20 protein-coding genes are annotated in these 20619 nt (G+C 75.1%); 4 read left to right on the top strand and 16 right to left on the bottom strand.

From position 1 onward, the window contains the following. Both ACI78S_RS12545 and ACI78S_RS12550 read right to left on the bottom strand, forming a co-directional pair. Positions 1-1254 carry a glutamate-5-semialdehyde dehydrogenase gene (locus tag ACI78S_RS12545; protein WP_456973686.1) on the bottom strand — a complete coding sequence of 418 codons (1254 nt, stop codon included), beginning with the start codon at positions 1252-1254 and terminating at the stop codon, positions 1-3. Positions 1255-1291: 37 nt separating this feature from the next. Then, entirely contained in the window at positions 1292-1900 is a 609-nt protein-coding gene (locus tag ACI78S_RS12550) for a TetR/AcrR family transcriptional regulator (protein ID WP_456973688.1), read from the bottom strand. A gap of 65 nt (positions 1901-1965) precedes the next feature. On the opposite strand from ACI78S_RS12550, the gene ACI78S_RS12555 reads away from it, so the two are divergent. After that, positions 1966-2373, top strand: a complete 408-nt coding sequence (locus ACI78S_RS12555; protein WP_456973690.1) for a RidA family protein — start codon at positions 1966-1968, stop codon at positions 2371-2373. A 4-nt stretch (positions 2374-2377) separates the two neighbouring features. Here the strand turns inward: ACI78S_RS12555 and def are convergent, their stop codons facing one another. The 11 genes from def to ACI78S_RS12610 form a co-directional block, all read right to left on the bottom strand. Then, complete coding sequence (def, locus tag ACI78S_RS12560) at positions 2378-2860, bottom strand: peptide deformylase (RefSeq protein WP_456973692.1); 483 nt, start codon at positions 2858-2860, stop codon at positions 2378-2380. 12 nt (positions 2861-2872) lie between these two features. Next, complete coding sequence (gene proB / locus ACI78S_RS12565; RefSeq protein WP_456973694.1) at positions 2873-3994, bottom strand: glutamate 5-kinase; 1122 nt, start codon at positions 3992-3994, stop codon at positions 2873-2875. Then, positions 3991-5472, bottom strand: a complete 1482-nt coding sequence (gene obgE, locus ACI78S_RS12570; RefSeq protein WP_456973696.1) for a GTPase ObgE — start codon at positions 5470-5472, stop codon at positions 3991-3993. Before obgE ends, proB begins: the two co-directional genes overlap by 4 nt. A gap of 142 nt (positions 5473-5614) precedes the next feature. Next, positions 5615-5872, bottom strand: coding sequence for a 50S ribosomal protein L27 (gene rpmA, locus ACI78S_RS12575; protein ID WP_135140668.1), 258 nt, complete (start codon positions 5870-5872; stop codon positions 5615-5617). A gap of 7 nt (positions 5873-5879) precedes the next feature. Further along, on the bottom strand, positions 5880-6191 hold the full coding sequence (gene rplU / locus ACI78S_RS12580) for a 50S ribosomal protein L21 (protein ID WP_456973698.1): 312 nt from the start codon (positions 6189-6191) through the stop codon (positions 5880-5882). A gap of 203 nt (positions 6192-6394) precedes the next feature. Then, positions 6395-9352, bottom strand: coding sequence for an Rne/Rng family ribonuclease (locus ACI78S_RS12585; protein WP_456973700.1), 2958 nt, complete (start codon positions 9350-9352; stop codon positions 6395-6397). A 252-nt stretch (positions 9353-9604) separates the two neighbouring features. Then, positions 9605-10363, bottom strand: coding sequence for a TIGR03936 family radical SAM-associated protein (locus ACI78S_RS12590; RefSeq protein ID WP_456973702.1), 759 nt, complete (start codon positions 10361-10363; stop codon positions 9605-9607). A gap of 8 nt (positions 10364-10371) precedes the next feature. Continuing rightward, a complete protein-coding gene (locus ACI78S_RS12595) occupies positions 10372-12300 on the bottom strand; it encodes a TIGR03960 family B12-binding radical SAM protein (RefSeq protein WP_456973704.1) in 1929 nt (642 codons plus the stop codon). 212 nt (positions 12301-12512) lie between these two features. Beyond that, positions 12513-13346: an ABC transporter permease gene (locus ACI78S_RS12600; protein WP_456973706.1), complete on the bottom strand. Its 834-nt coding sequence runs from the start codon at positions 13344-13346 to the stop codon at positions 12513-12515. Next, positions 13343-14125, bottom strand: coding sequence for an ABC transporter permease (locus ACI78S_RS12605; protein ID WP_456973708.1), 783 nt, complete (start codon positions 14123-14125; stop codon positions 13343-13345). The genes ACI78S_RS12600 and ACI78S_RS12605 overlap by 4 nt, the downstream gene beginning before the upstream one ends. A 1-nt stretch (position 14126) precedes the next feature. Beyond that, positions 14127-15080 (bottom strand): ABC transporter ATP-binding protein, encoded by a 954-nt coding sequence (locus ACI78S_RS12610; RefSeq protein WP_456973710.1) that lies wholly within the window; start codon positions 15078-15080, stop codon positions 14127-14129. Between the two features lie 162 nt (positions 15081-15242). Between ACI78S_RS12610 and ACI78S_RS12615 the strand changes: the two genes are divergently transcribed. Beyond that, positions 15243-17588, top strand: a complete 2346-nt coding sequence (locus tag ACI78S_RS12615) for a putative bifunctional diguanylate cyclase/phosphodiesterase (protein ID WP_456973712.1) — start codon at positions 15243-15245, stop codon at positions 17586-17588. 49 nt (positions 17589-17637) lie between these two features. On the opposite strand, the gene ndk is transcribed toward ACI78S_RS12615, so the two are convergent. Then, positions 17638-18060, bottom strand: coding sequence for a nucleoside-diphosphate kinase (ndk, locus tag ACI78S_RS12620; RefSeq protein WP_456973714.1), 423 nt, complete (start codon positions 18058-18060; stop codon positions 17638-17640). 74 nt (positions 18061-18134) lie between these two features. On the opposite strand from ndk, the gene ACI78S_RS12625 reads away from it, so the two are divergent. Together ACI78S_RS12625 and ACI78S_RS12630 are read left to right on the top strand one after the other, a co-directional pair. Then, positions 18135-18356 carry a helix-turn-helix domain-containing protein gene (locus ACI78S_RS12625; protein ID WP_456538180.1) on the top strand — a complete coding sequence of 74 codons (222 nt, stop codon included), beginning with the start codon at positions 18135-18137 and terminating at the stop codon, positions 18354-18356. 1 nt (position 18357) lies between these two features. Next, positions 18358-18879, top strand: coding sequence for a Clp protease N-terminal domain-containing protein (locus tag ACI78S_RS12630; protein ID WP_456973716.1), 522 nt, complete (start codon positions 18358-18360; stop codon positions 18877-18879). Here the strand turns inward: ACI78S_RS12630 and ACI78S_RS12635 are convergent. Then, positions 18876-19262 (bottom strand): DUF4233 domain-containing protein, encoded by a 387-nt coding sequence (locus ACI78S_RS12635; protein WP_456973718.1) that lies wholly within the window; start codon positions 19260-19262, stop codon positions 18876-18878. The two genes, ACI78S_RS12630 and ACI78S_RS12635, sit on opposite strands and share 4 nt — an antisense overlap. Continuing rightward, a complete protein-coding gene (locus tag ACI78S_RS12640; protein ID WP_456973720.1) occupies positions 19259-20614 on the bottom strand; it encodes a bifunctional folylpolyglutamate synthase/dihydrofolate synthase in 1356 nt (451 codons plus the stop codon). Before ACI78S_RS12640 ends, ACI78S_RS12635 begins: the two co-directional genes overlap by 4 nt. Between the last annotated feature and the right edge of the window lie 5 nt (positions 20615-20619).

Raw genomic sequence — 20619 nt, forward strand, 5'->3', positions numbered from 1 at the left:
CTAGCGGGTGTGGCCGTTCCCGGTCACGACGTAGGTCGTCGAGGTCAGCTCCGGCAGCCCCAGCGGCCCCCGGGCGTGCAGCTTCTGCGTGGAGATGCCGATCTCGGCGCCGAAGCCGAACTCGCCGCCGTCGGTGAACCGGGTGGAGGCGTTGACCATCACCGCCGCCGCGTCGACCCCGGCGGTGAAGGCGGCGATCGCCGTCGTCGAGTCGGCGACGATCGCCTCGGTGTGCCCCGTGCTCCAGCGCGCGATGTGGTCGAGCGCGGCCGGCAGGTCGTCGACGACGCGGACGGCCATGTCCATCGACAGGTACTCGGTCGCCCAGTCCTCGTCGGTCGCGGGCAGCACGCCGTCGTGCGCGGCACGGGCGGCGTCGTCGCCGTGCAGGGTGACCCCGGCCTCGACCAGCGCGGCCAGCAGCCGCGGCAGGAACGGCACGTCGCGGTGCACCAGCAGCGTCTCGGCGGAGTTGCAGACGCTGACCCGGTGGGTCTTGGAGTTGAGCACGACCGCCTCGGCGATCGCGGGGTCGGCGGAGGCGTCGACGTAGACGTGGCAGTTGCCCTCGCCGGTCTCGATGACCGGCACCTTCGCCTCGTTCACCACCCGCTGGATCAGCGACCCGCCACCGCGCGGGATGACGACGTCGACGAAGCCGCGGGCGCCCAGCAGCTCCCCGACCGAGGCGCGGTCGGCCGGCAGCAGCTCGATCGAGCCCTCCGGCAGCCCCGCCTTGGCCGCCGCCTCGGTCATCACCGCCACCAGCACGGTGTTGGTGCGGAACGCCGACGCCGAGCCGCGCAGCAGGGCCGCGTTGCCGCTCTTCAGGCACAGCCCGGCGGCGTCGACGGTCACGTTCGGCCGCGCCTCGTAGACGATGCCCACCACGCCCAGCGGCACCCGGACCTGCTTCAGCTCCAGCCCGTTGGGCAGCCGCGACCCCCGGACGACGTCGCCCACCGGGTCGGGCAGCGCGATCAGGGTGCGCAGCGCGTCGGCGACCCCGGCGACGCGGCCGGCGTCCAGGCGGAGCCGGTCGACGGTCGACTCCGGCGTCCCGTCGGCACGGGCGGCCGCCACGTCAGCGGCGTTGGCCTCGAGGATCTCGTCCGCCCGTTCGACGAGCGCGTCGGCCACGGCGGCCAGCGCGCCGTCCTTCACGTCGGTGGGCAGGGTCCGCAGCACGCGGGCGGCCGCGCGCGCACGCAGCGCGGCGGCTCCGATCAGCGGCAGGTCGGCGACGTCGGACACGTCCGCGAGGGTACGCGGCCCGGTTCGCACCCAGAACTCAGCGCGGGACGCGCCACCCGCCGGCGACCGAGCGCCGGCACCGCTCGGGCTCGTCACCGGCCTCGAGGCACACGGCGGTGGCCAGCGCCGGCCCGTGCGCGTCCAGCGCGTCGGCGGGCAGCACGCCGGTGACCACGAGCATCGCCAGCCCGTGGCCCGCGGCCCAGAGGCGGACGGCGAGGTCCTGCGGGTCGGCGTCGAACCGCGCCGCCTCCCGCGCCCGCCCGGCGCACTCCGCCAGCGCCACCAGGCCCGCACCTGCCGCCTCGGGGTCCTCCAGCTCCGCCGCGGCGTCGAACATCGCCCGGTACAGGTGCGGGTTCGCCACCGCGACGCCGCAGTAGGCCGAGCCCAGCGCGGCCAGGTCGCGCACCGGGTCGTCGGTCCGGGGCACGCGGTCCAGCGCCGCGTTCAGCCGGGTGAAGCCCTCCTGGCGCACCGCCCGCCACAGCCCCGGCATCCCGCCGAAGTGGGTGTAGACGGCCATCGTCGAGGTGCCGGTGGCCTCGACCAGGCCGCGCAGGGTCACCGGCTCGCGGCGGGCGAGCAGTTCGGCCGCCCGCTCGACGAGGGCGGTCCGGACGGCGGGATCGGCAGCGCGCGGCACTTGCCCAGGATACATAAAGCTGTTATGCATAACAACGTCATGCAACCCTGGAGAGGGAGAACGCCATGCCGGTCCAGCTGCTCAACCCCGCCGCCCTGCCCCAGCCCGAGCACTACCGCCAGGTCGCCGTCGCCCAGGGCTCGCGCACCGTCTACCTCGCCGGCCAGGTGGCCCGCACCGCCGACGGCACCCCCGTGGGCGCCGGCGACCTCGCCACCCAGGTCGAGCAGTCGTACCTGAACGTCGCCGCGGCCCTCGAGGCGGTCGGCGGCAGCTTCGACGACGTCGCCAAGCTCACCGTCTACGTCGTCGACTGGAGCGGCGACAAGCTGGCCGCCCTCGGCGAGGGCGTGGCCCGCGCCGCGGCCCGCATGGGCAAGGACCCGGTCAAGCCGGTCACCCTGCTGCCGGTCGCGGGGCTGGGCGAGCCCGACCTGCTGGTGGAGGTCGAGGCGGTCGCCGTCCTGCCCTGAGCGGTCAGCGCGAGCGCAGCGCCCGCAGCGCGTTCTTGCGGGCGTCGCCGGTCAGCCGGTCGAGGAAGACCTTCCCGTCCAGGTGGTCGACCTCGTGCTGGAGGCAGCGGGCCATCAGCCCCTCCCCCTCCAGGCGCAGCGGCTTGCCGTTGACGTCGAAGCCCTCGGCGACGCACCACATGGCGCGCACGGTCGGCGCCCAGATGCCGGGCACCGACAGGCACCCCTCGTCGCCGTCCTGGGTCTCCTCGGAGCGATGGGTGATCGTCGGGTTGACCATGTGCCCGATCACGCCGTCGATGTTGTACGAGAAGACCCGCAGGCTGACGCCGATCTGCGGGCCGGCCAGCCCGGCCCGGCCGGGGTGGTCGACGGTCTCCTCGAGGTCGCGGACGAGGGCGGCGAGGTCCTTGTCGAACGCCTTGACCTCGTCGGCGGGCGTGCGCAGCACCGGGTCGCCGAGCTCGCGGATGGGTCGGACGGTCACGGTCGCAGTCTGTCAGCCCAGGGACGGGCGCCGGACCAGCACCATCTCGTCGCGGTGCACGACCTCGCGCTGGTGCTCCGGTTCCAGCTCGGTGGTCTTGCGGCCGAGGAGCCGCGGCAGCTCCCGGGAGTCGTAGGCCACCAGGCCGCGGGCGACGACGACGCCGTCCGGGCCGACGAGCTCCACCGGGTCGTCGGCGAGGAACTCCCCCACCAGGCCGGTGATGCCGGCGGCGAGCAGCGAGGCGTGCCGCTCGCGGACGGCGGTCACCGCACCGGCGTCGAGCAGCAGGCGCCCGCGCGGCCGGGTGGCGAAGCGCAGCCAGAACTGCCGCGTGCGCGGCCGCGGGGCCATGACCGCGAAGTGCGTGCCCACCTGCTCGCCGGCCAGCGCGGCGGCGGCCCGAGGGGTCGAGGTGACCACCACGGGCACGCCGGCGTGCGCGGCGATCAGCGCCGCCTCGACCTTGGTGGCCATGCCGCCGGTGCCGACGCCGTTGCGCCGGGCGGTGCCCAGCTCCACCGCGTCGAGCTCGGCCGGGTCGCGGACGGTGTCGAGCAGCCGGGCCGGGCCCTTGCGCGGGTCGCCGTCGTAGACGCCGTCGACGTCGGAGAGGAGGACGAGCGCGTCGGCCCGCACCACGTGCGCGACCAGCGCGGCGAGCCGGTCGTTGTCGCCGAACCGGATCTCCTCGGTGGCCACCGTGTCGTTCTCGTTGACGATCGGCAGGGCGCCGAGCGCCAGCAGCCGGTCGAGGGTGCGCTCGGCGTTGCGGTAGTGGCTGCGCCGGGTGAGGTCGTCGGCGGTGAGCAGCACCTGCCCGATGGTCACCCCGTGCCGGGCGAAGGCCTCGGCGTAGGTCTCCACCAGCCGCAGCTGCCCGACGCTCGCGGCCGCCTGCGCGGTGGCCAGGTCGCGCGGCCGCCCGGCGATGCCCAGCGGCGCCAGGCCGGCGGCGATGGCGCCGGAGGAGACCAGCACGACCTCGCGGCCGGCGGCGCGCAGCCCCCCGAGGACGTCGACCAGCGCGGTGAGCCGCTCGGCGTCCAGCCCGCCGGGCAGCGTGGTCAGCGACGAGGAGCCGACCTTGACCACGACCCGCTGCGCCTCGGCGACGTCCGGGCGCGCGATCACTCCAGGTCCTCCAGCTCCTCGTCGGTCCAGCCCTCGTCGGTGACCTCGTAGGGCACCCGCCGGGCCTTCTTGGCGGCCAGCCGCTCGGCGGCGCCGACCCGCCCGGTCGCCTCCAGCCGGTTGTCGGTGCCGCGGCCGCCGAGGCCGGCGGCCTCCTCGGCCGACAGCGTGCCGGCGGGCAGCGTGGGCACCCAGTCGAAGGTGACGTCGCCGATGGTGACCGCGTCGCCCTCGACCGCGCCCGCCCGGGCCAGCTCCTCCTCCACGCCCAGCCGGTTGAGCCGGTCGGCGAGGTAGCCCACGGCCTCGTCGTTGGTGAAGTCGGTCTGCCGCACCCAGCGCTCGGGCTTGGCGCCGCGGACGACGAACCCCTCCGGGTCGGTGGGGTCGCGCTCGACGGTGAACCCGGAGTCGTCGACCGCCCGCGGGGTGAGGGTGACCCGCACCGGCTCCGGCGGCGGCAGCGTGGCGCGGTGCTCCTCGACCGCGGCGGCCAGGGCGTAGCCGAGCTCGGCGAGCCCCTCGCCGGTGGCCGCGCTGACCGGGAACACCCGCAGCCCGCGGGCCTCCAGCGGCTCGCGCACCAGGTCGACCAGGTCGCGCCCGTCCGGCACGTCGATCTTGTTCAGGACGGCGAACCGCAGCCGGCCCACCAGGTCGAGCTCGTCGCCGCCGTACTCCCGCAGTTCGGAGGTGAGCACGTCGATGTCGGTCTCGGGGTCGCGGCCGGGCTCCATCGTGGCCATGTCGACCACGTGCACGAGGACGGCGCAGCGCTCGACGTGCCGCAGGAACTGCAACCCCAGGCCCTTGCCGGTGGACGCACCCGGGATGAGACCGGGGACGTCGGCCATGGTGAAGGTGACGTCGCCGGCGCGGACGACGCCGAGGTTGGGCACCAGCGTGGTGAACGGGTAGTCGGCGATCTTCGGCCGCGCGGCGGACATCGCGGCGACCAGCGACGACTTGCCGGCCGACGGGTACCCGACCAGGCCGACGTCGGCGATGCTCTTGAGCTCCAGGACGGCGTCGACCGTCTCACCGGGCTCGCCGAGCAGGGCGAAGCCGGGGGCCTTGCGCCGCGGGTTGGCCAGCGCGGCGTTGCCCAGCCCGCCCTTGCCGCCCCGGGCGAGCACGACCCGGGTGCCCGCGCCCATCAGGTCGGCCACGGGCTCGCCGTCCACGACGACGACCGTGCCCTCGGGCACCCGCAGCACCTTGTCCTCGCCGCGGGCGCCGTTGCGGTTGCTGCCGGCGCCGGGGCGGCCGTTGCCGGCCTTCTGGTGCGGGCGGTGGTGGAAGTCGAGCAGCGTGTGCACGTTGGGGTCGACCTCGAGGACGACGTCGCCGCCGTCGCCGCCGTTGCCGCCGTCGGGCCCGCCGAGCGGCTTGAACTTCTCGCGGTGGACCGAGGCGACGCCGTGCCCACCGTTGCCGGCGGCGACGTGCACCGTCACCCGGTCGACGAACGCGGCCACTGCTGCGGGCTCCTAGCTGCTGTCACGAACACGGGCACCCCGACGTCGAGACCGACGCCGGGGTGCCCGCGGGAGTCTTCGGCCGCTCTGCAGGACCCCGCCGCGAGCGTGCCCGAGCGGAGGGGGCAGAGGGGTCCTTCTGCTAGGCCTCGACGGCGGTGATGGACACCGTCTTGCGGCCCCGGCGGGTGCCGAAGGTCACGGCACCGGGCTGCAGCGCGAACAGCGTGTCGTCGCCGCCACGACCGACCCCGAGGCCGGGGTGGAAGTGGGTGCCGCGCTGGCGGACGATGATCTCGCCGGCCTTGACGACCTGACCACCGAAGCGCTTGACCCCGAGCCGCTGGGCGTTGGAGTCGCGGCCGTTGCGGGAGGACGAGGCGCCCTTCTTGTGTGCCATCTCGGCGTCAGCCCTTCGTGATGTCGCGGACCACGACGTCGGTCAGGGGCTGACGGTGACCCTGCCGCTTGTGGTAGCCGGTCTTGTTCTTGAACTTGTGGATGCGGATCTTCGGGCCCTTGCCGTGACCGACGATCTCGCCGGTCACGGTCACCTTGGCCAGCGCCGCGGCGTCGCTGGTGACGTCGGCGCCGTCGACCAGCAGGATCGCCGGGAGGGTGACGGTGTCGCCCGCCTCACCAGCCAGGCGGTTGACCGTGAACCGGTCCCCGACAGCCACCTTGTGCTGGCTGCCGCCGGCCTTCACGACTGCGTACACCACTGACTCCTCGTTCTCGCTTCTCGCTCTGTGTCCTGCGCGCACGAACCGGTTCGGCGCCGGGTGCTGGACGGGTCGCGCTCGCCGGCGCGGCGGCACCGGGAAGTGCGCAGCCGGGGCGGTGCAACCCGACCAGCGTACCTGAGCCCGGTCGGGCCCGCTGCAGGGTCCCACCGCCCGCCACGGGCCGACCGGGCCCCGGGTCAGGCCGGCGGACCGGCCGGGCGGCTGGCGGCCCGACGGCGGCGGGGTCGCGGTGCCGCCGCCACCTCCGGGGAGACCTCCTCGGCCACCGCCCCGTTCCCGGCCACGGCCGCCGGCTCGGCGACCGCGGCGGGCTCGGCGACCGCGGCGGGCTCCGCGACGGCGACCGGCTCCGCGACGGCGACCGGCTCCGCGACGGCGACCGGCTCGGGCTCGGCGGTCGCGGGCGCGAACTCGGCCTCGGCCGTGGCGGCGACGGTCTCGCCGGGGACCTCGACGACGTCCTCGACGACGTCCGTGACAACCGCCTCGTCGCCGGCCGGCGGCTCCTCGGTGGCCGGGGCGTCGGCACCGACCTCGACCGGGACGTCGACCGGGCCATCGGCCGGCGCCTCGGCGGGCGCCCCGGTCACGGTGGCGACGAGCACGGCGGCGTCCTCGGCCGCGCGCTCCTCCCCCGCCTGGCCGCGGTTGCGCCGGCCGCGGTTGCGCCGGCCGCCGCCGGTGCGCACGACCTCGCCGTCCTCGTCGGTGGTGACCTCGGCGGTCGCCTCCTCGGGCTCCTCGACCTTCTCGGCGACCTTCTCGGCGGCCTTGTCCGCCTTGTCCCGCTCGCGCTCGGTGCGGCCGGTGTCACGGCGGCCGTTGCCGCCGCCGTTGCCCCCACCGCCCCGGCGCCGCTCGTCCACCGGCTCGGTGTGCACGAGCACGCCCCGGCCGCGGCAGTGCTCGCACGGCTCGGAGAAGACCTCGAGCAGGCCCTGGCCGACCCGCTTGCGGGTCATCTGCACCAGGCCGAGCGAGGTGACCTCGGCGACCTGGTGCTTGGTGCGGTCGCGGCCCAGGCACTCGGTGAGCCGCCGCAGCACGAGGTCGCGGTTGCTCTCGAGCACCATGTCGATGAAGTCGATGACGATGATGCCGCCGATGTCGCGCAGCCGGAGCTGGCGGACGATCTCCTCGGCCGCCTCCATGTTGTTGCGCGTGACGGTCTGCTCGAGGTTGCCGCCGGAGCCGGTGAACTTGCCGGTGTTGACGTCGATGACCGTCATGGCCTCGGTGCGGTCGATCACCAGCGACCCGCCGGAGGGCAGCCACACCTTGCGGTCGAGGGCCTTGGCCAGCTGCTCGTCGACGCGCAGGTCGGCGAAGACGTCGCCGGTGCCGGCGTAGCGGGTCAGCCGGCCGACCAGCTCCGGGGAGACGTGCGCGACGTAGGCCTCGACGGTGTCCCAGGCGTCGTCGCCCTGGACGACGAGCTCCTTGAAGTCCTCGTTGAAGACGTCGCGGATGACCCGGATGGCCAGGTCGGGCTCGCCGTAGAGCAGCGTCGGCGCGTTGCTCGTCGACGACGCCTTCTGCGAGATGACCTCCCACTGCGCCTTGAGCCGGTTGACGTCGCGGGTGAGCTCCTCCTCCGAGGCGCCCTCCGCGGCGGTCCGGATGATCACGCCGGCGTCCTCGGGGACGATCTTCTTGAGGATGTCCTTGAGCCGCTGCCGCTCGGTGTCGGGCAGCTTGCGGCTGATTCCGGTCATCGAGCCGCCGGGCACGTAGACCAGGAACCGGCCGGGGAGGTTGATCTGCTGGGTCAGCCGGGCGCCCTTGTGGCCGATCGGGTCCTTCGTGACCTGCACGAGGACCTTGTCGCCGGACTTCAGGGCCTGCTCGATCGAGCGCTGCTTGCCGGTCAGCCCGGCGGCGTCCCAGTTCACCTCGCCGGCGTAGAGGACGGCGTTGCGGCCCTTGCCGATGTCGACGAACGCCGCCTCCATGCTGGGCAGCACGTTCTGCACGCGGCCGAGGTAGACGTTGCCGGCGAAGGACGTCGCCTGCGCCTGGGTCACGTAGTGCTCGACGAGGATGTCGTCCTCGAGCACGGCGATCTGGGTGCGCTCGCCGCGCTGGCGGATGACCATCTTGCGGTCGACCGCCTCGCGGCGGGCCAGGAACTCGGCCTCGGTGAGGATCGGCGCCCGGCGGCGGCCGTTGTCGCGCCCGTCCCGGCGGCGCTGCCGCTTGGCCTCCAGCCGGGTGGAGCCGGTGACGCCGCGGACGTCGTCGTCGCTGGTGGTCCGGCCGTCGCGGCCGGCGCGCTCAGGGCGCTCCTCCTCGCCGGTCTCGCCGCGGTCCTCGCTGCTGCCCCGGCGACGGCGACGGCGCCGGCGGCGGGTGCTGGAGCCGGTCTCGGCCTCCTCGGTCTCGCCGTCGTCGTCGGCGTCGGCCGCGTCGGTGTCCCCGGCGTCGTCGTCGGCGTCCTCGTCGGCCTGCTCCTCGCGGGCCTCGTCGGCGTCCTCGGCGTCCTCCGCCTCGTCGGCGGTGCGGCCGCGCCCGCGGCCGCGGCGGCCGCGCCGGCGCCGCCGGCTGCCGCTGGTCGCGGAGTCGTCGCGGTCCTCGGCGTCGCCGTCGTCGGCGCCTTCCTCGACCTCCTCGACGTCCTCGTCCGCGGCGGGGGCCGCCTCGACGTCCTCGGGCTCGGGCCGGCGCCGGGAGCGGCTCCGGCGCGGGCGGGCCGGCGCGGCGTCCTCGTCGCGCTCGGTCTCGGTCGCGAGCTCGGCGTCGTCGGCCTCCGGGCTCTCGGCGGGACGGCGGCTGCGCCGGCGCGGGGCCGGGGCGGCCTCGGCGTGCGGGGCCACGAAGCTGACGAACGCCGGGACCACGGGCGCCGGCGGGAGCACCGGCTCGAGGGAACCCGGGTCGGGCGCGGCGGCCGGGCGGGTGGCCCGGCGGCGCGGGCGGGCGACGACGGCGGTCGGCTCCGGGGAGCTGAACTGCGCGCCGAACGGGGAGACCGGCTCGTGCTCGGGTTCGGGCTCGGCGGTCTCCGCCTCCTCGCCCTCCGCGGTCGCGTCGGCGTCCGCGCCGTCCTCCCCGGGCCGGCCGGGGAGCGCCTGCTCGGCGGGGTCCGCCTCCGGCGTCTCCGCGGTGGTGCCGGTGTCGTCGTTCTGCTCTGCCACGAGGGCCTCCTCGTACGCTCCCGGGCGCCGATCTCGCGACTGGCGGCCGCGCAGGAGCGCGGGGTCAGGGCGGGCGGGCGTCCGCACGGGGTGCGGCGGGTCGCCCGACCCGCGAAGTCTGTGGGCGGTCCCTGCGCGGCGGTTGCCGCGGGCCGGGACCGGTGGTGCGGGGTGGTGCGGTGGTGCCGGGTCTTCGGGTGCGGCACGTCTGGCAGCCGTGCGCGCGGACGGGGCGGGGCGCCGGTTCGCCGGTCAGACCGCCGCGTGCTCCCCCTGGCAGCGGGTGCGCGCCGCACGGTCGGGACCGAGCGGATCGGCCACGGTCCCGTCGTCGTCGAGCCGGCCCTGCGCCTCACGCACGGCCCGGGGGGGCGACGGCGGGCGCAGGTCGGCGACGGCAGCGAGAGCGGCCACCACGTCGTCTGGTCGAACGGCGGGCGTCACCTGCCGGACGACCACGTCCAGTATGGCACAACCTGCCTCCGCGCCCGCCGACGCGCGGGCGACCGCGGCCCGCGCGTCGACGTCGCGCAGGCCGTTCTTGGTGCGCCGCGGCACCTCGACCACGTCGCGGGCCAGGAACTCCGCCAGCGCGGCGGCGAGGTCGGCGGGCGGGACACCGGGCAGCTCGATCCGCCAGACGGCCGCGTCGATCCGGTCGGCCAGCGCCCCGGTGCCCTCGGCCGCCTCCACGCACTCGAGGACGGCGACATCCGGCGGCAGCGCGGCGTCCAGGGCGGCCCGGACCTCCTCCGGGTCGCGGCGCTCGGCGAGACCGATCTCCACGTACTCGGCCTCGCTGGCCGCCCCGGTCGGCGCCGCCCCGAGGTAGGAGATCTTGGGGTGCGGGGTGAACCCGGCGGAGAACGCCATCGGCACCTGCGCGCGGCGCAGCGCCCGCTCCAGGGCCCGGGCGAGGTCGCGGTGCGAGGCGAAGCGCAGCCGGCCGCGCTTGGCGTACCGGATGCGCAGCTTCTGCACGGTCGGGGGCGGCGGCGGCCCCTCGGGCATGCGGGCCACTACCGGCCGACCACCGTCAGCGGCAGCAGGCTGCGCCCGGTCGGGCCGATCTGGATCTCGGTGCCCATGGTCGGGCAGACGCCGCAGTCGTAGCAGCCGGTCCAGCGGCAGTCGCCGACCTCCTGCTCGGAGATCGCCTCCTGCCAGTCCTCCCAGAGCCACTCCTTGTCCAGGCCGGAGTCGAGGTGGTCCCAGGGCAACACCTCGTGCTCGGTGCGCTCGCGGGTGGTGAACCAGTCGAGGTCGACGCCGAACGGGGCGAGCTCCTCGGCGGCGGCCGTCGTCCACCGCTCGAAGGAGAAGTGCTCGCTCCAGCCGTCGAACCGCCCGCCGTCGCGCCAGACCCGCTCGATCACCCGGCCGACCCGGCGGTCGCCGCGGGAGAGCAGGCCCTCGACGATGCCGGGCTTGCCGTCGTGGTAGCGCAGGCCGATCGAGCGGCCGACCCGCTTGTCGGCGTTGATCGCCTGGCGGAGGACGCGCAGCCGGTGGTCGATCGTCTCGGCGCTGGCCTGCCCCGCCCACTGGAACGGCGTGTGCGGCTTGGGCACGAAGCCGCCGATCGAGACGGTGCAGCGGATGTCCTTGGACCCGCTGGCCTCCCGGCCGGCGCGGATGACCTCGACGGCGAGCTCGGCGATCTCGAGGACGTCCTCGTCGGTCTCCGTGGGGAGCCCGCACATGAAGTAGAGCTTCACCTGCCGCCAGCCGTTGGCGTAGGCGGTGGTGACCGTGCGGACGAGGTCCTCCTTGGACACCGTCTTGTTGATCACCCGCCGGATCCGCTCGCTGCCGCCCTCGGGGGCGAAGGTGAGCCCCGAGCGGCGGCCGTTGCGGGACAGCTCGTTGGCGAGGGTGACGTTGAAGGCGTCCACCCGGGTCGACGGCAGGGACAGGCCGGTGTTGGTGCCCTCGTAGCGGTCGGCGAGCTCCTTGGCGATCTGGCCGATCTCGGAGTGGTCGGCGGACGACAGCGACAGCAGCCCGACCTCCTCGTAGCCGGTCGCGCGCAGGCCCTGGTCGACCATCGAGCCGATGCCGGTGATGGTGCGCTCGCGGACGGGACGGGTGATCATCCCGGCCTGGCAGAACCGGCAGCCGCGGGTGCAGCCGCGGAAGATCTCCACGCTCATCCGCTCGTGCACGCTCTCGGCCATGGGCACCAGCGGGGTCTTCGGGTAGGGCCACTCGTCGAGGTCGAGCACCGTGCGCTTGGCGACCCGGGCCGGGACGTCGTCGCGGGTGCGGGTGACCGCGGCGATGGCGCCGTCGGGCGCGTAGGAGACGGCGTAGAAGCGGGGCACGTAGACGCCCTCGACCCGGGCCAGCCGGGCGAGCAGCTCCTCGCGGCCGCCGGGGCGGCCCTGCTCCTTCCAGGCGCGGACGACGTCGGTGATGTCCCCGACCACCTGCTCGCCGTCGCCGAGGACGGCGCAGTCGACGAAGTCGGCGATCGGCTCGGGGTTGAACGCGGCGTGCCCGCCGGCGACCACCACCGGGTGGGTCTCGTCGCGGTCGAGCGCGTGCAGCGGCACGCCGGCGAGGTCGAGCGCCTCGAGCAGGTTGGTGTAGCCGAGCTCGGTGGCGAAGCTGACGCCGAGCAGGTCGAAGGCGCGCACCGGGCGGTGGGCGTCGACGGTGAACTGGCCGACGCCGTGCTCGCGCATGAGGGCGGCCAGGTCGGGCCAGACCGCGTAGGTGCGCTCGGCCAGGGCGTCGGGGCGCTCGTTGAGCACCTCGTAGAGGATCATCAGGCCCTGGTTGGGCAGCCCCACCTCGTAGGCGTCGGGGTACATCAGCGCCCAGTGGACGGGGACGGCGTCCCACTCCTTGACCTGCGAGTTGAGCTCACCGCCCACGTACTGGATCGGCTTCTGGACCTGGGCCAGGAGCGGCTCGAGGACGGGGTACAGCGACTGCACAGTCATGACCGGTCCAGGGTAGCCGCCGCCGCGGAGACCTCCCCCGGGCCGCTGCGAGTCGATCATCGGCTTCGTGCCGCTGGACACGCCGTTCCCCCGCGTGTCCAGCGGCAACGACTCGATGATCAAGTTCCGGCCGGGGGCTGATCATCGGCGGGTGGCCGGTCGGCACGCCGGCGGGGGCGGCCACCCGCCGATGAGCGACAGGGGTCAGGGGCTCACTTCAGCAGCAGGCCGGAGAGGCGGCGGGCGCCGACGGCCAGGCCGAGCAGGCCCATGACCAGCAGGTAGGCGGCGCTGCCCAGCAGCGACCAGCCCACGTCACCGGTCACCAGCCCGCGGACGAGCTCGATGCCGTGGTACAGCGGCGTACACCGCACCACCACCTGCAGCGGCTCGGGGTAGGTGGACAGCGGGTAGAAGGTGGTGGAGAACAGGAACAGCGGCAGCAGCGCCAGCTGGACGAACTCGAAGTCCTGCCAGCCGCGCAGGAACGTGGTGGCGGCCAGGCCGACGGCGGCGAACGCGAAGCCGATGAGCACCGCCGCGGGCAGGGCGAGCAGCGCCCACCATGAGCCGACCAGCCCGAGCACCAGCATGATCACCAGGAACGCCGCGGAGTAGGTGGCGCCCCGCAGCAGCGACCAGATCGTCTCCCCCACCGCGGCGTCCGGCGCCGACAGCGGCGTGGCCAGGACGGCGTCGTAGAGCTTCGAGTACCGCAGCTTGAAGAAGAGGTTGAACACCGAGTCGTAGATGGCGCCGTTCATCGCCGCGGCCGCCATGAGGCCCGGCGCGACGAACTGCTGGTAGGTCAGCGCCGACCCCGCGTCGGTCACCACGGTGCCGACCAGCCCGCCGATGCCGACGCCGATCGACAGCAGGTAGAAGAACGGCTCGAACAGGCCGGAGACGAACAGCAGCCAGGTGCGCCGGGCGACCAGCAGGTTGCGCTGCACGAGGTAGCCGGCCCGCCTCGCCGAGAGCGGGTGCAGCGGGAAGATCCGCCACAGCAGCGCCTGCCGCGGGGCCGCGGCCTCGAGGGTGCTCACGTGACCAGCCGCCGGCGGAACGCCCGGGCGGCGAGGACGACGCCCACGCCGAACCAGAGCAGCAGGTAGCCGACGTGCACCAGCGCCGGCCCGCCCTCCAGCGTGCCCAGCGCCAGGCCGCGGGAGAGCGCCACGCCGTGCCACAGCGGCGTCGCGTACGCCACCCACTCGAAGAACGCGGGCAGCTGGCTGACCGGGAAGAACGTCCCCGAGAACAGGAACATGGGCAGGATCAGGAACCGCTGCAGCCCGGCGAAGCCGGAGTCGTTGTCCAGCCTGGCCGCGAACGCGGTGATCGGGGCGGCGAACGCCAGCCCGGTGAGCAGCGCGGCGGGGAGCGCCAGCACCACCAGCGCGCTGTCGGCCGCGCCGAAGAGCACGAGGACGGCGAGGAAGAGCGCCGCCGACGTCCCCACCCGGAACGCCACGTACAGCAGGTGACCGACGAGCAGGTCGCGGACGCCGGCGGGGGTGGCCAGCACCGCCTCGTAGGTCTTGTCCCACTTGATCGCGCCGAGCACCGGGTAGGTGGACTCGAAGCTGCCCAGCTGCATCGCGGCGGCGGCCAGCAGCCCCGGCGCCAGGAACGCCAGGTACCCCACCCCGCCCGGCAGCTGACCCGGTCCGCGGTCGACGAGGACGCCGAGGGTCAGCCCCATCGCGGCGAGGAACAGCGCCGGCTCCAGCACGCTGCTCACCAGGCTGCTGCGCCAGTAGTGCCGGTAGGCGGTCAGCCGGTGGGCGGCGAAGGCCAGCGCGCCGGGCGCGGGAGCGGTCACGTCAGTCCACCAGCGTGCGGCCGGTCAGGCGGAGGAAGACGTCCTCCAGCGAGCTGCGGCGCACGAGGCTCGACAGCGGGTGGACGCCGCCGGCGGTGACGGCGGAGAGCGCGGCGTCGCCGTCGGCGGTGTAGAGCAGCAGCCGGTCCGGCAGCACCTCGATCCGGTCGGCCGCGCCCCGCTGCAGCACCGGCTCCAGGTCGGGCACGTGGCGCTCCGGCCCGGGCTGGCCCTCCAGCAGCGGGAAGCGCAGCTCGAGCACCTCGCGCGTGGAGTAGCGGCGGATGAGCTCGGCCGGCGATCCCTCGGCGGCGATCCGGCCCTTGTCCATGACCACCAGCCGGTCGCACAGCTGCTCGGCCTCGTCCATGTAGTGGGTGGTGAGCACCAGCGTCACCCCGCGCTGCTTGAGCCGGTAGAGCCGCTCCCAGAGCACGTGCCTGGCCTGCGGGTCCAGCCCGGTCGTGGGCTCGTCGAGCAGGACGACGTCGGGCTCGTTGATCAGCGAGCGGGCGATGGTGAGCCGGCGCTTCATGCCGCCCGAGAGCGGCTCGACCTTGTCGCCGGCGCGGTCGGCGAGCTGCACGAACTCCAGCAGCTCCGCGGCGCGCTCCCGCAGCAGCGCCTTGGGCAGGCCGAAGTACCGGCCGTAGACCAGCAGGTTCTCGGCGACGGTGATCTCGAGGTCGAGGTTGTCGGTCTGCGGGACGACGCCGAGGCGCGCCCGGATCGCCGGCCCGTCGACCGTCGGGTCGAGCCCGAGGACCCGCAGCTCCCCGGCCGTGGGCGGCGAGACCGCGCCGATCATCCGCATCGTCGAGCTCTTGCCGGCGCCGTTGGGACCGAGGAACCCGAAGGACTCCCCCGGCGCGACCTCGACGTCGATGCCGTCGACCGCCGTGAAGTCGCCGAAGCGCTTCACCAGGCCGCGCGCGCTGATGAGGGCCTGGTCCACGCGCCGAACCCTAGTGACGGGCACCGACACGGACGAGCGGGTTCCGGTGGCCCGAGTGGCGACGGTCACCCCCCTCTCGGGTGGCCCCCGGTCATGGGAGCCGCCAGGATCGAATTCGTAGTCTCGCGACTACACCTGGTGAGGACGTCGAGGGGACGACGGGTGGACGCTGCAGCACGCACCTCCCCCGACAGCGCCCTGGCCCGTCTGCGCCGCGCGTTCCCCGGCGGCCGCGCGCTGCCCGACGAGCAGTGGGCCGAGCACCACGGCTTCGTCCTGCGCACGCTGGTCGCGCTCTGCGTCGCCGTGGCCGGCTACGCCCTGGTCCAGGGGCACCCGCCGCTGCACGCCGCCGCGCACGCCGCCCCGCTGGTGCTGCTCACCCTGGCCGCCCGGGCGACCGCGCTGCCCCGGGTGCACCGGGCGGGGGCCGGCGCGGCGGCGCTGATGACCGCCGCGGCGCTGGTGGTCCACCTCTCCGGCGGGCAGACCGAGGCGCACTTCCTGTTCTTCGCGCTGCTCCCGCTGGCCACCCTGTACGCGACGCCGGTGCCGTTCGTGCTGGCCGTCGCCTACGTCGCCGTGCACCACTTCCTCTTCGGCACCCTGTTCCCCGGCTCGGTGTTCGCCCACGACGTGCCGGCCCTGGGCATGGCCGCCGTCCACGCCGCCTTCGTCGTCCTCGAGAGCTGGGCCTGCGTGGTGGCCTGGCGGCGGTTCGAGGACCGGCGCACCCGGGTGGAGTCGCTGGTGACCAGCCGGACGGCCGAGCTGCGCGCGCAGCGTGACGAGCTGGCCCGCCTGGCCGCCGTCGTCCAGTCGACCGACGACGCCGTCGCGACGCTCTCCCCCGACGGGCGGATCCTCACCTGGAACCCCGGGGCCGAGCGGCTCTACGGGTGGTCGGCGGCGGAGGCCGTCGGCCGGCCGATCGGGGTGGTGGTCCCGGAGGGCCAGCCGCGGTCGACGCGGGCGGTCCTGGAGGAGGTGGCGGAGAACTTCGGGCTCAGCGTCGAGCGCACCCACCGCCGCCGCGACGGCCGGTGCTTCGACGCGCTGGTCACCCTCTCGGCGATCCGCGACGACGAGGGGCGGACCACCGGCATCGCCGCGATCTCCCGCGACATCAGCGGTCAGAAGCGCAGCCAGGCCGAGGCGCTGGCCGCCGCGCACCGGCTGCAGGAGCAGGCCGACGAGCTGGCCCGGCTGGCGCTGCACGACCCGCTCACCGGGCTGGCCAACCGCGCGCTGATGCGCGACCGGCTCGAGCACGCGCTCGCCGCCCGCCGAGTGCCCCGCCGCGACGCCGTCCTGCTGCTCGACCTCGACGACTTCAAGTCGGTCAACGACGTGTTCGGCCACGGCGCCGGCGACGCCGTCCTCACCGAGGTCGCCCGCCGGCTGCAGGCCTGCGTGCGCCCGGACGACACCGTCGCCCGGCTCGGCGGCGACGAGTTCGTCGTGCTCATGGAGGACGTCGACGGCCGGGCCGACGCCTGCGCGGTGGCCGAGCGCCTGCTGGCCGCGATCGTCCGGCCGGTGCCGTGGGGCACCGAGCGGTTCGAGGTGGGCTGCAGCATCGGGATCACGCTGACCGGGACGCGCGACCGCCGCGGCCCCGACGAGCTGCTCCGCGACGCCGACATCGCGATGTACGCGGCCAAGTCGGCCGGCCGCAACCGCGCCCGGGTGTTCGAGCCGGGCATGCGCGACGACGTCGTCGCGCACGACCGGCTGGTCGGCGACCTGCGCGAGGCGATCCCCGGCGGTCAGCTGCGGCTGCTGTTCCAGCCGCAGGTCGACCTGCGGTCGGGGTGCGTGGACGGCGTCGAGGGCCTGGTGCGCTGGGAGCACCCGGAGCGCGGGCTGCTGGCGCCGGGCGACTTCCTGCCGGTGGCCGAGAGCGCCGGGCTGGTCGACGCCATCGACGACTGGGTGCTCGAGACCGCCTGCGCCCAGCTGCGCGACTGGCGGGAGGCGGACCTCCCCCCGCTGCGGGTCTCGATCAACGTCTCGGCCCGGCGGCTCGCCCGCGGCGACCTGCCCGCCGCGGTCGCCGCGCGCAGCGACGAGGCCGGGGTGGACGTCGGCCGGCTGGAGCTCGAGGTCACCGAGACGCTGGCCACCGGCTCGGACACCGACGCGGCCGAGGCGCTGGACGGGGTGCGCCGGCTGGGCGCCTCCGTGGCCATCGACGACTTCGGCATGGGGCACTCGTCGTTCAGCCGGCTGCAGGCCTTCCCGCTCGACCGGCTGAAGATCGACCGGTCGTTCGTGGCCCCGCTGCGGGCCGGGGCGGCCGAGGGGTCCATCGCCGGGGCGATGGTCGCCCTCGGCGCCGGCCTCGGGCTGGGCGTGGTCGCCGAGGGCGTCGAGACCCGCGAGCAGCTGGCGGCGCTGCAGGAGCTGGGCTGCCGCAGCGCCCAGGGCTTCCTGTTCTCGCCGCCGGTGCCGGCCGACGAGGTGGCGCGCCTGGTGCGCGCCGGCGCCCCGCTGCTGCCGCGCTAGGAACGCGTCGCGGGTCGACCCCGGGACGCGTCCGCCGGGCCCCCGGACCTCAGCCCAGGTCGGGGAAGAAGAGCTTCACCTCGCGCGCGGCCGACTCGGGCGAGTCGGAGCCGTGCACGATGTTCGACTGCACCTCGAGGGCGAAGTCGCCGCGGATCGTGCCCGGCGCGGCCTTGACCGGGTCGGTGGCGCCGGCCAGGGCGCGGAACGCCTCGATGGCCCGCGGCCCCTCCACGACCAGCGCCAGCAGCGGGCCGCTGGTGATGAACTCGACCAGCGAGCCGAAGAACGGCCGCTCGCGGTGCTCGGCGTAGTGGGTCTCGGCGACCTCGGCGGTCAGCGTGCGCAGCTCGGCGGCGACCAGCCGCAGGCCCTTGGCCTCCAGCCGGGAGACGACCTCGCCGACCAGGCCGCGGGCTACGCCGTCGGGCTTGACCAGGACCAGGGTGCGCTCAGCAGTGGGTGCGGACACGAGGCGGCAGCCTACGGGACGCCGTGTGTCAACTCGGGTTGACAGGCGGGAGATGTCAACCTACGTTGACAACCATGGCCTCCCCCACCGACGTCACCACGGCCGCCGCGGCCGACGACCCGGACACCGGGCTGCGGGCGGTGCGGGCGCTGCGCGACCTCGCCGAGCGCCTCGAGGTGCTCCAGGTGCGCAACGCCCGCGACCGCGGCTGGTCGTGGCAGCAGATCGCCGACGCCCTGGGCGTCACCCGGCAGGCCGTGCACAAGAAGCACGCCCGCGGCAGGAAGGACGGTTGAGATGTTCGAGCGCTTCACCGAGGAGGCCCGCCAGGTGGTCGTCCGCGCCCAGGAGGAGGCGCGCGACCTGCGGGCGAGCCGGATCGAGCCGGTGCACCTGCTGCTGGCGCTCAGCCGCGACCCGGCGCGCGGCGGGAGCACGCTGCGCGCCGCGGGGGTCGAGCACGAGCGGCTGCGGTCGGCGCTGCGGCGGTCCGGCGGGCTGGACGCCGACGCGCTGGCCGCCGTCGGCATCGACCTCGACTCGGTGCGCGCCGCCGCCGAGGCCGCGTTCGGGCCGGGCGCGCTCGACCACCAGGGCCCGCGCACCGGCGGCCACCTGCCGTTCACCGGCGACAGCAGGAAGGCGCTGGAGGAGTCGCTGCGCGCCGTCCTCCGGCGCAGGCAGCGGCGGATCGACAGCGGGCACGTGCTCTCCGGCGTCCTCGCCGTGGGCGACCCGGCGGTCGCCCGCCTGCTGCAGCAGCTCGGCACCGACGCCGACGCGCTGCGGGAGCGGCTGGAGGGCAGCGACGCCGCCTAGCCGTCGCCGTCCTCGGGGGCGGCCGCGGGCGGGCCGAACGTGCTGCCGAGCAGCTCCTTGCGCACCTGCAGCAGGTACAGCCAGATCAGCGCGAACACGCCGCCGAGCAGCCACATCACGCTGTTGAACAGGCCGGTGAGCACGACCGGGACCTGCAGCGCCGTGCCGATGAGGAGCCCCTGCGGCCGGCGCTGCAGCCCGGCGGCCACCACGAGCAGGGCGAAGAGCACCAGCAGCGCGGTCAGCCGGAACCCGGTCAGGCCCGGCCCCGACTGCGCGATCCCGCGCGGCACGAACAGGACCACGATCGCCTCGAGCAGCAGCGCCGCGGCCGCGCCGCCGCTCAGAGCCTTGGCGGCGCGGGCCGGGTCGACGGCCCTCACGGGGTCGAGCCCCCGAGCAGCGTGCGGGTCTCCCCCGCCGTGATGACGCTGCCGGTGACCAGCACGCCGGAGCCGCCGAGGGCGTCGTCGGGGCCGGCCTCGGCCAGCTCGATCGCCGACTCCAGCGCCTCCGGGAGGAGCGGGTGCACGCTCACCCGGTCGGCGCCGAAGACGTCGACCGCCAGCGCCCCCAGCTCGTCGGCCGGCATCGCCCGCGGCGAGCTGTTCTGGGTGACGACCAGCTCGGCGCAGACGTCCTCCAGCGCGGCGAGCATGCCCGGGACGTCCTTGCCGCGGACGCAGCCGACCACGCCGACCAGGCGGGTGAAGTCGAACGACTCCCGGATCGCGGCCACCGTCGCGGCCATGCCCGCCGGGTTGTGCGCGGCGTCGACCAGCACGGTCGGCGAGCTGCGCACCCGCTCCAGCCGCCCGGGCGAGCGGACGCCGGCGAAAGCCCGGCGCACCGTCTCGACGTCGATCGGCCCGGTGGCCGCGCCCGCCCCCAGGAAGGCCTCGACGGCGGCCAGCGCGGTGACGGCGTTCTGCGCCTGGTGGGCGCCGAACAGCGGGAGGAACAGCTCCTCGTACTCCCCACCGAGGCCCTGCAGGCGCAGCAGCTGGCCGCCGACGGCGACCTTGCGCTCCAGCACGCCGAACTCGGTGCCCTCGCGGGCCACCGTCGCCTCCACCTCCACCACCCGGCGCACGAGGGCGTCGAGGGCGGCCGGCTCCTGGTGGGCGAGGACCGCGATCGAGTCGCGCTTGATGATCCCGGCCTTCTCGCCGGCGATCGTGCCGACGTCGGGGCCCAGGTACTCGGCGTGGTCGAGCGCCACCGGCGTCACCACGGCGACCCGGGCGTCGGCGACGTTGGTGGCGTCCCAGGTGCCGCCCATGCCGACCTCGATGACGGCCACGTCGACCGGCGCGTCGGCGAACAGCGCGTAGGCCATGCCGACCATGACCTCGAAGAAGCTCATGGGGACGTCGCCGGCGGCGTCGACCATCTCGACGTACGGGGCGATGTCGTCGTAGGTCTCCACGAACCGCTCGGCGCCGACCGGCTCGCCGTCGAGGACGACGCGCTCGCGGATCGACTGCAGGTGCGGGCTGGTGAACCGGCCGACGCGCAGGCCGAAACCGCGCAGCAGCTCGTCGACGGCCCGCGCCGTCGTCGTCTTGCCGTTGGTGCCCGCGACCTGGACGACCGGGTAGGCCCGCTGCGGCGAGCCGAGCAGGTCCATCAGGGCGTTGATCCGGGTGAGCGAGGGCTCCAGCCGGCTCTCGGGCCAGCGCGCGAGCAGCGCCTTCTCGACGCGGGCCATCTCGCCGTGCTCGGTGCTGCTCATCCTCC

Source organism: Geodermatophilus sp. SYSU D00815, from assembly GCF_054050035.1.

Coding starts and splice junctions, on each gene's coding strand:
- ACI78S_RS12555 (WP_456973690.1), top strand. CDS start 1,966: ATGCCGGTCCAGCTGCTCAACCCCGCCGCCCTGCCCCAGCCCGAGCAC.
- rpmA (WP_135140668.1), bottom strand. CDS start 5,872: ATGGCACACAAGAAGGGCGCCTCGTCCTCCCGCAACGGCCGCGACTCC.
- ACI78S_RS12590 (WP_456973702.1), bottom strand. CDS start 10,363: ATGCCCGAGGGGCCGCCGCCGCCCCCGACCGTGCAGAAGCTGCGCATC.
- ACI78S_RS12595 (WP_456973704.1), bottom strand. CDS start 12,300: ATGACTGTGCAGTCGCTGTACCCCGTCCTCGAGCCGCTCCTGGCCCAG.
- ACI78S_RS12625 (WP_456538180.1), top strand. CDS start 18,135: ATGGCCTCCCCCACCGACGTCACCACGGCCGCCGCGGCCGACGACCCG.
- ACI78S_RS12630 (WP_456973716.1), top strand. CDS start 18,358: ATGTTCGAGCGCTTCACCGAGGAGGCCCGCCAGGTGGTCGTCCGCGCC.
- ACI78S_RS12640 (WP_456973720.1), bottom strand. CDS start 20,614: ATGAGCAGCACCGAGCACGGCGAGATGGCCCGCGTCGAGAAGGCGCTG.